This window comes from Bacillus sp. FSL L8-0528 (assembly GCF_038593085.1).
GTDB classification, from domain to species: Bacteria; Bacillota; Bacilli; order Bacillales; family Bacillaceae; genus Bacillus; species Bacillus paralicheniformis.
Window position 1 is genome coordinate 2,179,614 of record NZ_CP151961.1, and the last position, 13,449, is coordinate 2,193,062.

The 13,449-nt window shown below is 42.7% G+C and carries 11 protein-coding genes, 1 tRNA gene and 1 pseudogene; 5 read left to right on the plus strand and 8 right to left on the minus strand.

The window, feature by feature from the left end; translation table 11 throughout:
• Positions 1–8 precede the first annotated feature (8 nt).
• The 3 genes from MHI30_RS10900 to MHI30_RS10910 all read right to left on the minus strand — a co-directional run bounded on the left by MHI30_RS10900 (position 9) and on the right by MHI30_RS10910 (position 3,550).
• Entirely contained in the window at positions 9–827 is an 819-nt protein-coding gene (locus MHI30_RS10900; protein ID WP_075754271.1) for a 3D domain-containing protein, read from the minus strand.
• Between the two features lie 236 nt (positions 828–1,063).
• The gene (recQ, locus tag MHI30_RS10905; RefSeq protein WP_145654026.1) at positions 1,064–2,845 is read right to left on the minus strand and encodes a DNA helicase RecQ; all 1,782 of its coding nucleotides are present in this window, start codon (positions 2,843–2,845) and stop codon (positions 1,064–1,066) included.
• Between the two features lie 183 nt (positions 2,846–3,028).
• The gene (locus MHI30_RS10910; RefSeq protein WP_075754269.1) at positions 3,029–3,550 is read right to left on the minus strand and encodes a hypothetical protein; all 522 of its coding nucleotides are present in this window, start codon (positions 3,548–3,550) and stop codon (positions 3,029–3,031) included.
• Between the two features lie 100 nt (positions 3,551–3,650).
• Here MHI30_RS10910 and MHI30_RS10915 point away from each other — a divergent pair, with 100 nt between their 5' ends.
• From MHI30_RS10915 to MHI30_RS10930, 4 genes are all read left to right on the plus strand, one after another.
• Entirely contained in the window at positions 3,651–3,785 is a 135-nt protein-coding gene (locus MHI30_RS10915; protein WP_023855695.1) for a hypothetical protein, read from the plus strand.
• A 232-nt stretch (positions 3,786–4,017) separates the two neighbouring features.
• Positions 4,018–4,191 carry a YjfB family protein gene (locus tag MHI30_RS10920; protein ID WP_011198037.1) on the plus strand — a complete coding sequence of 58 codons (174 nt, stop codon included), beginning with the start codon at positions 4,018–4,020 and terminating at the stop codon, positions 4,189–4,191.
• Positions 4,192–4,315: 124 nt separating this feature from the next.
• Positions 4,316–4,389: transfer RNA gene (locus tag MHI30_RS10925), tRNA-Arg, on the plus strand.
• Positions 4,390–4,741: 352 nt separating this feature from the next.
• Positions 4,742–5,122, plus strand: coding sequence for a VOC family protein (locus tag MHI30_RS10930; RefSeq protein ID WP_075754267.1), 381 nt, complete (start codon positions 4,742–4,744; stop codon positions 5,120–5,122).
• A gap of 1,606 nt (positions 5,123–6,728) precedes the next feature.
• Here MHI30_RS10930 and MHI30_RS10935 read toward each other — a convergent pair.
• Together MHI30_RS10935 and MHI30_RS10940 are read right to left on the minus strand one after the other, a co-directional pair.
• A complete protein-coding gene (locus tag MHI30_RS10935; RefSeq protein ID WP_081379930.1) occupies positions 6,729–7,010 on the minus strand; it encodes a hypothetical protein in 282 nt (93 codons plus the stop codon).
• 393 nt (positions 7,011–7,403) lie between these two features.
• Complete coding sequence (locus MHI30_RS10940) at positions 7,404–7,778, minus strand: UPF0715 family protein (protein WP_075754261.1); 375 nt, start codon at positions 7,776–7,778, stop codon at positions 7,404–7,406.
• A 58-nt stretch (positions 7,779–7,836) separates the two neighbouring features.
• Here MHI30_RS10940 and MHI30_RS10945 point away from each other — a divergent pair, with 58 nt between their 5' ends.
• Positions 7,837–9,186 carry a hypothetical protein gene (locus MHI30_RS10945; RefSeq protein WP_145699687.1) on the plus strand — a complete coding sequence of 450 codons (1,350 nt, stop codon included), beginning with the start codon at positions 7,837–7,839 and terminating at the stop codon, positions 9,184–9,186.
• Positions 9,187–9,586: 400 nt separating this feature from the next.
• Here the strand turns inward: MHI30_RS10945 and MHI30_RS10950 are convergent.
• The 3 genes and pseudogenes from MHI30_RS10950 to fdhF all read right to left on the minus strand — a co-directional run.
• A pseudogene (locus tag MHI30_RS10950) lies at positions 9,587–9,721 on the minus strand (pre-toxin TG domain-containing protein); the annotation flags it as partial.
• Between the two features lie 206 nt (positions 9,722–9,927).
• Positions 9,928–10,488 (minus strand): DUF1641 domain-containing protein, encoded by a 561-nt coding sequence (locus tag MHI30_RS10955; protein WP_075754255.1) that lies wholly within the window; start codon positions 10,486–10,488, stop codon positions 9,928–9,930.
• Positions 10,481–13,438: a formate dehydrogenase subunit alpha gene (fdhF, locus tag MHI30_RS10960; protein ID WP_075754253.1), complete on the minus strand. Its 2,958-nt coding sequence runs from the start codon at positions 13,436–13,438 to the stop codon at positions 10,481–10,483. The genes MHI30_RS10955 and fdhF overlap by 8 nt, the downstream gene beginning before the upstream one ends.
• Positions 13,439–13,449 lie beyond the last annotated feature (11 nt).

The following is a 13,449-nucleotide window of genomic DNA, read 5'->3' on the forward strand; positions in this document are numbered from 1 at the left end:
AAAACTTATTATTTTAAAACTTTTACTTTAACCGTTTTAACGCCCCAGTTTTTTGCCGCGGATTTGCTTGGAACAAATACGTCGATTTTGTTCCCTTTGATCGCACCGCCGGTGTCGGCAGCAGTCGCTTCTCCGTAGCCTTCAACATACACCTTGGATCCAAGCGGGATCACGTTTGGATCCACCGCAATAATCTTGGCATTTTTATTGGCGTTCAGATCAAAACCCGTAGCTGTCACGCCTGTCATTCCGCCGTCATTGGCAGTGTATGCCGTCGCGGTAACCGTCAGTTCTTTTGCAGCGCTTTGAGCGCTTTGAGAGCTTTGAGATTCGTTTGAACGGGAAGCCGTTTCTTTTTTCTGCTTAGGTGCAGGCGCAGCTTTCTCAACTTTCGCTTCTTTTTGTACGGCAGGCTTTGTTTCCGCAGGCTGCGCCGCAGCAGCTTGAACCGTCGCCTGTCCGTCAACAGTTATGGATGTATTCGGGTAAATGATATCTGATTTTATGTTGTTCCAATTTTTAAGGTCGTTCACGGAAACGCCGAATTGTTGGGCGATTTTCCAGAGAGTGTCTCCCTTTTTAATGGTATATTGTTTCTTTTCTTCTGTCTGTTTTTCAGAAACGTTCAGCTTTTGTCCTGGAATAATCAGGTCTGAGGAAAGCTGATTCCATTCTTTTAGGTCCTGTAGATTTACCCCTTGTTTTTGCGAGATTCCCCAAAGGGTGTCACCTTTTTGGACTGTTACTTCTTTTGCAGAGGCACTCGCTCCGAATGCAGTTGAAGATAATGCTGCAACTGCAACAAAGGACATAAACGTCTTCTTCATAAGTAAATCCTCCCTTGTTAGCTTTTTATTGTCCGGCTAACAGGAGCAATCGTAACATATGAAAATGTCAAATCAATAACAAAACAATTTGTTTTTGATTACAGTTATTTTACGAGAAGGATTTTCAGCCGTCCAAAAATCGGCATAAATTCAGGTGTATCAAGGGTTCCAATCTTTTTTTATCTGCAATAGGAAATTTACTAAAAAAACTTTTTACATATGATGTTTTTGGGTTTTTATACTTCTTTCTCGGTTTTATAGGCTTGAAGCTCCTGTAGAAATACAGCGCCGTATTTTACTCTTTTTTGTTCTCCCACTCCTTTGACTGACAAAAGTTCTTCGTCTGTCAGGGGAACTTTCCCGCTCATTTCCCGCAGTGTTTCGTCAGAGAATATGACAAAAGGAGGCACGCCTTGTTCCTGGGCCAGCTTTCTGCGCAGCGTTCTTAACCGTTCAAACAATTCGTCATCTTTAACAATTTGACTTGTCTGCATTTTTTCCTTGCGCATCACCGCTTCGCGGCCGAGCAAAACGTTTCGCCCCTTGTTGGCGACAAAGAGAACGGGATATGTTCCGTCGGACATCTGGATGTACTCATCTGCGATTAAAAACTCTATAAAATCGCTGATGTCGGCAATAGACCGGCTCTTTAAAATTCCGTAAGTCGATAATTGCTGGAAGCCGTTTTCGGTCACTTTCTTATTTTTCGAACCTGCCAGAACTTGCGCCACCATGGTTTTTCCGAACCTTTCTCCCATGCGGATGATGCAGGACAGTACCATCTGTGCTTCCTTCGTCACATCGGTGATGCTTCGGGTGTCGAGACAGCTGCTGCACCTGCCGCAGTCTTCAGTCGAAACTTCGCCAAAATAAGAAAGAATAAACCGTTCAAGACAGCCTTCAGTATGGCAAAAGTCAACCATTTGCCTCAGCTTTTTCACGTCTTGCGCCCGAATGTCTTCATCCTCTGTCGACTGTTCGATTAAAAACCGCTGAAGCCGGATGTCCTGAGGAGAAAATAGCAGGATACACTCGCTGTCAAGACCGTCGCGTCCGGCTCGTCCTGCTTCTTGATAATAGCTCTCCATGTTCTTTGGAATTTGAGCATGAATCACATAGCGGATATTGGATTTATCGATGCCCATTCCGAATGCTGAGGTCGCTGTCATCACGCTGATCTCGTCATTTAAAAAGAGATCCTGCTGCCGGTCCCTTTCTTCATCATTCATCCCGCCGTGATAGCATCCGGCCGCAATTCCTTTTTGAGACAGGCGGCTTGATATTCTTTCGGCTTCCTTTCTTGTCGCTGTATAAATAATTCCCGCCTCTGAGCGGTTTTTCTCCACATATGATTCGATAAAACGATCCTTGTTTTCGCCTTTTAAAATTTTAAACGTCAAATTATCCCGTGAAAAACCGGTGAAAACCGTGCTCTCTTTTTCGATCCCGAGCTGTGTGCAAATATCCTCATGAACCTCGGGCGTTGCGGTAGCCGTCAATGCCAATACGACCGGACGGGTGCCGAGGCTATTTAAAAAGCTTTCAATATGTCTGTAGCTCGGCCTGAAATCGTGGCCCCACTGTGAAATGCAATGAGCTTCATCAATCGCTGTCAGCGGGATATGAATGTGGGAAATCACGCGAATAAAATCGGGAGACGTCAGCCGCTCAGGTGTGACATAAAACAGCTTGTAGCCGCCTTCCTTTAAAACGGAAAGCCGCTCAGCGATTTCGCCATGGCCTAAAGAACTGTTCACGTACGCAGCTTGAATTCCAAGCTGATTTAAAGCATCCACCTGGTCCTTCATCAAGGAAATTAAAGGAGAGATCACAATGGTTGTCCCTTCCATAAGGAGCGCGGGAATTTGGTAGCAGATTGATTTCCCTCCGCCCGTCGGCATAATGCATGCTGTATCTCGTTTTTCAGAAACGACCGATTGAATGGCTTTCTTCTGGCCCGGACGCAGTGAAGGATAGCCATAATAGTGCTGCAATATAGCTTCAGCTTTCTCTAGCATATAAATGAAACCCTCTCTTATCATAAACTTCTTCCTGTCCACCATGATATCATATTTAAACCGGCAATCAGCCTCTCTCCGTAAAATCGTCTATTCGATAAAGAAAATTCATTTTTAGCTCAAATACAAAAAACCCCGGCGCTGATGTAAAGCGTCAGAGTATCAAATGAATAGTTTCGCCTTTCATTTAATCGCAGTCTGTTGTTCAGCTAATAATTGCAAACGCTTCGCTTCCTCCAAGCAAAGCGTTTTGTATGCCAGGGCTCCGGTAATGCTCGCTCCGTCCGATGCATTCCGGCGCAGAGCGGAAAGCTCTGACAGCACAGATGCCGCGTCGTCTTGTATAATTCCGCGGTCATGCAGCATTTGAATCAATTCATCGCCTTCAAGGCGGATCGCATTTTGATCAAATGTCGAGGCTGTTTCCCGCAGAACATTGTGAACATCAGACCAAGCGCTTTCGATCATGTTTTCCCCTGCCGGCACCGACCGTACAGATGTCAGTCCCGATAACCTTTTTTCCCGTACGGAGACGAGCTCCTGAAGCCTTTTGTCAAACTCCAATTCAAAGTCCTTGTATTTCAGTTTGATCAATTCCTTCATCCGTTCAGACAAAGGTTCCTTTAACAGCAAAACGCAAATCATCAAAGCAGCTGGCCATGCCAATGATTGAACCGTCGCAGAAACAAATTCAAGCCAATCCATAAAATCAGCCTCCGTTTCAAAAGGAAAGTTGTTTTGTGAAAGACCAGGTGGTAATGTTGAATCGAAAGGAAAATTTTGTGCATAAAGGGTGTGGTTTACCATGTGGATCATCATCATATTGATGATCATATTGATCGGATTTGCAGGAAACATTGTCGCCATGTTGCGAACGATTGTCAAGCAGAATGATAGAATCATCAGCCTCTTTGAGAATGAAATCAACAAAAAACATTAGACAAATGCTCAGGAATTGAAGAATCGCGGAAGATACAAAACAGCCCCTCTCCTTATTCGAAGACAAACAAGGAACCGATCAGTGGCCGTATTGAGAGACGGCTTCTTTTTTATGGTGTTTAAGATGCCGCTGGGATCGGTTTACAACTATATTAAATTGAATATTCAGATTAGTAAATATGAGTAAAGTCCTCACCTCTCTAACCGATACACATGTTAAGGAGGTGGTTATGTTGGATATTGCTGTTTTATCAATGGCCATGAGTCAGGCCGCTCTTTATCAAAACGTGCAAATGTCGCTGACAAAGACGGCTTTGGACACCGCCGAACAAAGCGCACAGCAGCTTGTTGACATGGTGCAGGCGCCACATCCCGTTTCAGGGCATCATATTGACCTGAAAGGTTAAGGCAGAAACATACATTCAGCAGGCTGCGAAGTCTGCCGGATGTATGTTTTCCCGAAGAATTTTTTCAAAAAACCGCTGCAACCTCTTTATTTTTTCAGTTTTTTGTACTATAATATTGTTCTGTGTCCCAGTAGCTCAGGTGGATAGAGCAACAGCCTCCTAAGCTGTGTGTCGGGAGTTCGAATCTCTCCTGGGACGTTTTAAATGTAAAGAGGCAAACCCTTGGTACGTAAGGGTTTGCCTCTTTTTTTGTTTGAGGTTTTCATCAGGGTGATCACGCATCTTTGACCGTTTTGGTGGCGGATTTTTTTAAGGCCAAACTCTGCTTAGAAAAAGTATTAAATCACCGTTTAAAAATATCATTCCCAAGACTTTCGTTTCCTTTCATTTTTTTAAAGAATTTTTATACACATCATCTTTACTTATTTTCATGTTTTTTCAATGTGTGTTTAATAAATTTGTGGTCATTTTGGTGGTCACTTTTAACCATGTGGTCAAAAGCAGCTGCACTGCCAGAGTAGATGATGCCTTCTGAACAAGTCTTTTCGTCATTACTGAAGACGTGGATCGTCTTGTCAAATTCTATGAAAAAGTCATGGGTGTTTCGGCTGAACACCATGCGCCTGTATTTGCCGAACTTGTTGTACCATCGTGTACTCTTGCGATCGGCCACTCGCAGACGGTACCACTGTTCGGCGCTGGTTCTGCAGTGGCGGCCAACAATCACTCCGTCATTATTGAGTTTCGCGTCTTTAATATCGATGCCGAATACGAGCGCTTGAAACCGTTTGTAGACGATTGGGTAAAGGAACCGACCACGATGCCATGGGGGAACCGTGCTATGTTATTCCGTGATCCCGACGGAAACCTAATTAACCTCTTCGAGCCGGTAACCGAGGAGGCTATCAAACGGTTCAGCCGAAGGGGTTGAGAGAAAAGTTTGAATGAGGCCTCAATTCTGGGTACTTTAACAGTATGTAAAATATATGGAATTTCAGCAAACGTACCTATAATTTGTCTGACGATAACATCTTTCATCGTTAGACAAACCACTAAGAAGTTTTGAACAACAAGGGCCCCGCTTATTAGCAGGGCCGCTCTTCGCTTTATCACCTATAACCACTCTAAAACAACTTGCTTTCCCAAAATCTTGCCAATTGTTACTTTAAAACAAAGTCTGGTCAAAAACATCTTACAAATCCACACTTACGTTAAATTAAATGAACCCATTTGATCAAAACGAGTGATTCTCTTATGATTAGTATACATTTTTTTTTTAAAAGTTTGTTCATTGTTAAGGCTTATTCTACAAACGCACCCTTTAATGGAAGAACGAGAGATTTTGAAAAAGTGAAATGGTTATTATTAGTGTTGATAAAGTTCCTGCCGACACTAAAGTTATCATTTTTCGCCTGTTTATCATTTTTGTAGGTTTAACAACTTCTCGGGACACAGCAATCCATATAACGACAGAAAATATAGCTATGATGGTTACAACAGATGTTGACATACTTGATTCCTCCCTTGATTTACATGATATCTAAATTTTAACCTATCTTATTCTACAAAATGGTCTTTTAATAGAATAACTTTATTATCACTTAACAGCTCCAAAAAAAACATCCGCAGCCTCACTGCCATTGACCTCGGTCATCCGCTTTCTTAAATTCTTCTTTATCCTTACCCAAATTTAAACCTCCCGCTTCGCCATGTTTTCATTAATTATAACACAATGGAATTTCCTGCTACTATTTGCGGCGAATGCGGCCACCTTGTCGTTTATAGGTGTCCTTCCTGACTCCCATGATCTCTTCCCAATCCCGTCTCGTTAATGTTCATCTTCCTTCGTTGAGGAGCTTAATACTTTTTAAGCTGCTGCTTCGTGTCAGCTGATAAAACAAAACATATCTCATCTTCATGTTTCATTCTCCTTACCGAATAAACACCACCTTGCGCTTTCGCTTTTTTGAATTAAAAATGACTTCCTGTGCAAACGGGATCTCACCGCTTGTGTTCCCCGTGACTATCGCGCGTAATACTGCATAGTCTCCAGGCGCTCCTCCTGTGATGCTGACGAATCATCATACGATTTACATCCGGGTTCACACTTAATAATGGAAAGGTGCGTCTCCCATTCTGGCCATTAAAAAAGCGGCCACTAATCAGCGGCACAACATCCGTGTGCAAAAGATCAGTGTCCGCAGGCTCTCCTTCTTGGACTCGATATTCACGTTCGTTTTTCTTGTCGCTATCGTATGACAAAGTGGAATAGAAAAAGACCCCCATTTTATCCCCCTTTTGTCGGATTTTTCTCGGTTTTGAACATAAAAAAGCACCCAAACAATATTGGGTGCTAAAAAAACGATTCTTCTTCCTCTTTAAGAGGTCTGAGTCCATTGATTAATTCTGTGAAGTTCTAACAAACATAAATCAACGCTTTTTCTGGATTTGTATAAGCCTCTTCATGATCCCAAAAAACGATTTTAGGTGCAGACGAATCCCTATAATCAAAACTATAAAAATTCCCTCCTGGATCATTAGCAAACGGTATTACATTTTCGATCTTTGATAGAGTCATAAACTTCTAGTATTCCTATATACTTATCGCTTTCAAATTTAAGAAGAAAATTAAAAGATTCTTTAAAACTGCCAATTTCAACAACATTTTTATCTAAAGATATACACCCCTGATATTTCTTAACAACTTCTTTATAGTCGGATAGAATTGCTACCTTCATTTTATTTTCTATTTCTTTTATTTCCTTGTTTGAAAACTCTTTATACTTTGAGGGACTAATCCAGTTCATTTCTTGAATCATTATCTATTTCTCTTTCTTTTTATGAATCTCCCCCATATTTTTTGACGCCTGTATGTCCTGTTTTTGCATGGATTTCAGAATCAACAAGTTCCATTCGCCCTAGGAATTTGACGATGATGCCAAGTATACTTCTTGGATGTTAACCCCGCTTCTAATATTAAAACTTCCTTATCGGTCAATCCCAAGTCTTTCTGTATTGACTCTTTTCGTCGTAGTCCCTGGTTGGTTCAGTTGTACCTAATTGAAAATGTGATGTATCATCCAGATGCAAGACAAAAAAAGAGTAAAGTTGAAAAAATATGTATTTTTTCTTGAAATTGTAATTTCTTGTGGTACAATTGACTCGCACAAATAAAAAACAAAGGGGTGAAATTTGGCTTAATATTATGTGCGCTATTTCTTTTGTCTAAAAACAGAGTCCCAAAACCAATAAATTAAAGCCAAAAGAAAACTAAAAAGGTATAGTTTATACGAGACAAAAATAGTCAAACCGTAATTAGTCAATAAGGCTAAAATTCCACAAACGACAAGAGAGACTATAAAGTAAGTTAGCAAATACCATCCATGATATTTTTTTGGTTTGCGATTTAGAAAGATTTGTATTGGTGTAGCAAAGATTAAATAAGCAACAAACATAAACAAACTTATCGCTCTAAAAGACAAAAAACCAAACCCTTCTAAGAACATCAACGTGTAGACAATTGCCGCTGATACAACGGAAAAGACAACTGTACATAAGTAACTAATAATCCCACCAAAAACGCGCATTAGTCAAACTCCTTTTCTCTTGTAATCAATTTTTTTTTCAAAGATCGGAGGAATTCCCATGAGAAAGCTTTTTGTTTTACCTTTCCTGCTAATTCTGTTTCTTTGTTTATGTTCAATACCTAAAGGTTATGCGAAAGAGATCCCTGATATTGAAACAAAAGTAAAAAATGGACATGTTACATTAAAGGTAAACGAAAAAGGAGACGAATACAAGTTTTTCAAAAATGGCACACCAGTTTACGAAGGTGATTCTAATGAATACAGTGATGATGTGTCAACGATTGGAGATAAATATAAAATAGGAATCTTTCAAAAAGATAAGTTAAAGAAAGTGGTCACTCTAAACGTCACCAATGATTTAGGAGAAAAAGCTTTAAATTCATCTGAAGAATCATATGCCGAAGATTTAATGGCTTATCAAATTCAAAATGGCCACTTAAATGTTATAGCTGATCCTGAAAGCGTGCAGCTTTCATGGGATGAACTCCCTGACAAAGACGGAGTATATGAGGTTTATAGAGACGATCAAAAAATAGGTGAAACAACAAATCGAGAGTTTACAGACTACCATGCGAAATCAGGTGAAAAATACAACTACTCTATCCATGTTAGTTTGGATCCGCCTGAAGCGAAGAAAAAAGAGATCGAGAAAAAGATGAAAGAATCGGGTTCAAATCTTTCAGAAGAAGAAAAATCTAAAATCATGAGTGTCGAAGGTTCCCTCTCTGCAGTCGTAGATATGCCGGGAAACAAAGAATCATACTTAGAATCAAAAGATTCAGTATTAGCTGATTTAACGACTGACGAAAACTTTTCGATACAAGGAAAGCTACCAAAGGATAATATGAAGGGATGGGATTATAAAACTTTCATACCTTACAAAACGGTTGCAGATCCTAAACCAGAAATTTCGAAAACATATTTAAAGGGGGATAATAGAGGTTTTTCAGATACATCAAGTAAATTCAGAACACAGGCGATGGTTAATACACAATTCCATTCGCCGACAAGCATAACCCTGTATAAAGATGTCAGTCAATCTGTAAGATGTAGCGACCCGAACTGCAAAAAAGTCATCGAAAGAAAAACCGCCAGTAGCTCTGGAATAAAGCTGCATATCACTAGCAAAAAAAGCGATTACCTCCATTGGACTGTAACTCATGCAGTTGGAATACCATTCGGAAGCTATTATCCAAAGATTGACTACAGTTATAATGTAATGCTGACGAAGAGTATGGCATCCATTTCGGGCAAACATGACAAGGCTCCGAACCATGAATTTTATTTAAGTGCTCCATCCGCTGCAAAGTCAACAACAATCTATAGATATGCGGTTAAATCAAAGGATGACTTTTGGAATTTGTGGTTCTTCGCTCCTAAAAAGTCTTGGAAAACTGAACTCTTTTAGATTGTTATAATACATCCCCCTTCTGTTTCGGGTAAGGAATCCCAAACTAAATAGAAGGGGGTTTTCAAATATAAGAGTTTTTAAATGCGCATGGAGGTCCGCTTACTCTGGCTATTTGGTCTTTAATGCATGTGTTCAAATGACTTCACCTGAAGTTCAAACACTTCGAACAGAAATATCCATATCCCTTTTTCTTAACACAGTTGGAAGCGAAATTTCAGCTTCTTTCCCTTATTAACGAACATATCACAGCCGGTGACCGATTCGCTAAAGCCATCTGCTGCGGCGAGCCCGAATAGACCTACCTGGAATGTTTCCGGTGTTGTCTAGGTAGCTAAGACTTTGCCAATGATTGTGAAGTCATATAAGCTATATACGCCTTTAATTCCTTTGCACTCTTGATAACCGGAATGTATCCGGCCGAGTCGATTACTGCTGCATCAATCCGATGACCTTCAAGTTTCTCTCCTGTAACGGGATTAACACCCTCAGTGGCTTTCTTGTAATCATAATATCCGGTGATGTTTCCTGCAAATGTGCTGCCTGCATCCAACACTTTTTCATACCACTCCGCTCGCAAGATCTTCCTGTTTTTTGAGTGAGCTCTTATTGCTTCGATTTCATATTGATTAGCCGGCTGCCTGCAAACTTACTTCTTCCTCGTATTTGATCATTTTTAACCGGTCCATTAGATCTTTTCACCAAAAACCCGAGCTGGCAACAGCCGGCTCGGGCGGGTGGTCAATCCCTCTTATTCATCCCCCTTTTCTCTCGGGGTTCCTGATGATGTTTTTGGTGCTCCGGAGGCTGAGTCGTGCGTTCCAGCTCCTTTGTATCTTGTCCCATTCCTTTTAAAAAGGAGAATAGCAGTGTAACTGCTTTGTTGATTTCCGGGTCTTTGAGCGAGCGGATGATATCAAAATAACCTGTTTTCTCTTCGCTGTCCTTCTGTTCCACCGCGTTTGCCACCCCCGCATTCACTTTCAAAATGAGAGGTTCCAGCTGTTTTACATCCAGCATGCCAAGCGTTCCGAACAGAAGAAGCAGATTTTTCAGTGTATTGGCCGTTTCCTCTGTATCTGCCTTTTTCACTAAGATGTCAAGAACTTTATCTCCTTGGCCAAAAAGGCCGCGGAGCAATGGCAAAACACCGCGCTCGTTCATGTGGGCAATCATATGCAGCGTTTCAAGAATGGCTTCCTTATTTTCGACTAATGCATCTTCTATTTCTTTCATATCACGCTTTCTCTGTTCCTCTTCGGTTATCTCGATTTTCTGAATTCGTTTAATCGCTTTAGCCATTATGCCCAATCCCCCTTTTCACAGCGTCACCAGGGAAAATATAATCCTTCCGCGCCCATTTCTTTTGTACCTGCACACCGATTTGCGGCTGCGGATTGCCATTGCGGTGATTGATCTTAGGCAGCGGATTGGTTCCGTCGTGCTTCAAAATTTCCATCTTGGCTGAGGTTTCTTTGTATGCTGGCGTATCGGTATCCTTATCGGCATGGCTGCCTGTTAACAGGTTGATCGCTGCTTCCCCTGAATCGTTCATTGGCAGATATACTTCCTTCCCTTTGACACGATCAGTGATCAAGCACTTCACTTTGACATTTCCGAAAGGCGATGTGAGTCTGACAAGAGTTCCGTCCTGAATCCCTCTTTCTGCCGCAAGTTCAGGAGAAATTTCTAAGAACACTTCCGGTGTTTTCTTCGAAATGCCTTTTGATTTGTAGGTCAGGTTCCCTTCGTGGAAATGCTCCAAGAGCCGCCCATTGTTGACATGGATATCATATTCCTCACCGAACTCTTCAGGCTCTGTCCACTGAACAGGATAAAGAATGGCTTTGCCATCCGGGAAAGGGAAGCGCTCGGTAAAGAGTAAAGGTGAATCCTTTCCATCAGCGCTTACAGGCCATTGCAGGGAGTTGTAGCCTTCAAGGCGCTCATAGGTGACGCCGGCATAAATCGGCGACAGCATGGCTGCTTCCTCCATAATGTCTCCAGGGTGCTCATAGTGCCAGTTAGCACCGAGCTTATTGGCAACCTCCATAATAATCTGCCAGTCAGGCTTTGATTCGCCAAGCGGTTCAAACACCTGATATAGCCGCTGAACCCGGCGTTCTGTGTTTGTAAAGGTGCCCTCTTTTTCAAGGCTCGGACTCGCAGGAAGAACCACATCAGCAAACTCGGCTGTACGTGAAAAGAAAATATCCTGCACCACAAAGAAATCAAGCTTTTCATATGCGGCGTGTACATGATTGATATTGGAATCGACCAGACCCATTTCTTCACCTTTTACATACATCGCTTTCAGCTGGCCAGAATGGATTTTTTCGATCATTTCGTGGTTGGTCATGCCAGGCTCCTTCGGCAGCGGCACTCCCCACGCCTGCTCGTATTTTTGGCGGACTTGTTCATCCGTCACTTTTTCATAGCCCGGCAGTCTGTCAGGCATGCTTCCGAAGTCACTTGCTCCCTGTACGTTGTTATGGCCGCGCAATGGGTAAGAACCCGCTCCCGGTTTTCCATAGTTTCCTGTCACAAGCAGCAGATTAGAAATTGCCGTGCTCGTGTCGCTTCCGCCAATATGCTGTGTCACGCCCATCGCCCACAATGCGCACACACTGGCAGCCTGACCAATCATCTCTGCGATTTGGATGAGGGTTTCTTGATCAATTCCGGTTTTCTCCTCGGCATATTCAAGTGTGTAAGGCGCCAGGCTTTTCACATATTCATCCCGGCCGTTTACTCTCTCCCGCAAGAAGCGTTCATCGGCCTTGACGTTTTCAATTAAATATTTGGCGATGGCATTCAGCCAGACGATATCCGAGCCGGCACGCGGCTGGACAAATAAATCAGAGCGCTCTGCCATTTCGTGTTTTCTGATATCCGCTACGATCACTTTCTGCCCTCTCAGCTTATGAGCCCGTTTAATGCGAGTGGACAAGACCGGATGCGACTCAGACGTGTTCGAACCGATAATCAACACAAGGTCCGCTTCCGCGATATCTGTAATCGACCCTGAGTCACCGCCATAGCCGACTGTCCGGAACAGGCCGGCAGTCGCAGGAGATTGGCAATAGCGCGAACAGTTGTCGACATTATTTGTGCCGATGATCCCTCTCGCCAGCTTTTGCATGAGGTAGGATTCTTCGTTTGTACATTTAGAAGATGTAATAAAGGCAAGCGAATCCGGGCCAAACTCCTCTTTTAAATCCGTGAACTTGCTGGCGATCAGCGATAACGCCTCCTCCCATTCCGCTTCACGGAAATGGTCGCCATCGCGGATCAGCGGCTTTGTCAGGCGTTCCTCGCTGTTGACGAAATCCCAGCCGAACTTTCCTTTTACACAAGTAGAAATGCCGTTGGCCGGTGCTTCTTCCTGCGGCTCGACTTTCAGAATGTCTCTGCCCTTTGTCCAGACATCAAAGCTGCAGCCGACGCCGCAATAGGTGCAGACGGTTTTCGTTTTCTTGATTCGTTCATCACGCATGGCGGATTCCATATCAGAAATGGCGAGAATCGAGCCGTAACCAGTTTCTACGCCTTTTGTGATCTCGATCATCGGACGCAGCGTTTCGTCATCGATTCCTGTTAAATATCCGGCTTCCCCCTCCATTCCTTTTTCCATCATCGCATTACATGGACAGACGGTAGAACAGTGTCCGCATGATACACAAGATGACTCATTGATCGGCACATCATTATCCCAAATGACGCGCGGGCGTTTCCGCTCCCAGTCAATGGTCAGTGTTTCAGTTACCTGAACGTCCTGACACGCTTCGACACAGCGTCCGCACAAAATACATTGATCCGGATCATACCGGTAAAACGGATGAGATTCATCCTTATGGTAAGGCTTCTGATCAAACGGGATGCTTTGGTGATTGACTTTCATTTCTTTCACCGTATTATGTATTTCACATCCCCCATTGTTGTAATCGCAAACTGTACAATAAAGCTCATGATTATATAAAATCTTGTCCATCCCGATAACCTGCGCTTTTTTCACATCAGACGAAAGCGTATCAATGACGTCGCCATCCTTTAATTCAGCGGAGCACGACCTCTTCAGCTCGCCATTGATGCTGACGATGCACGTATCGCATGTTTCAATCGGCCCTAAGCTAGGATGATAGCAAACTTGCGGCACTTCAATCGAGCTGTTATTCAAAAGCTGCAGCACCGTCTGTTCCTCGGACGCTTCCATTTCAACGCCGTTTATTGTGATTTTTTTCTGTTCAGCCATCTCCATTCCCC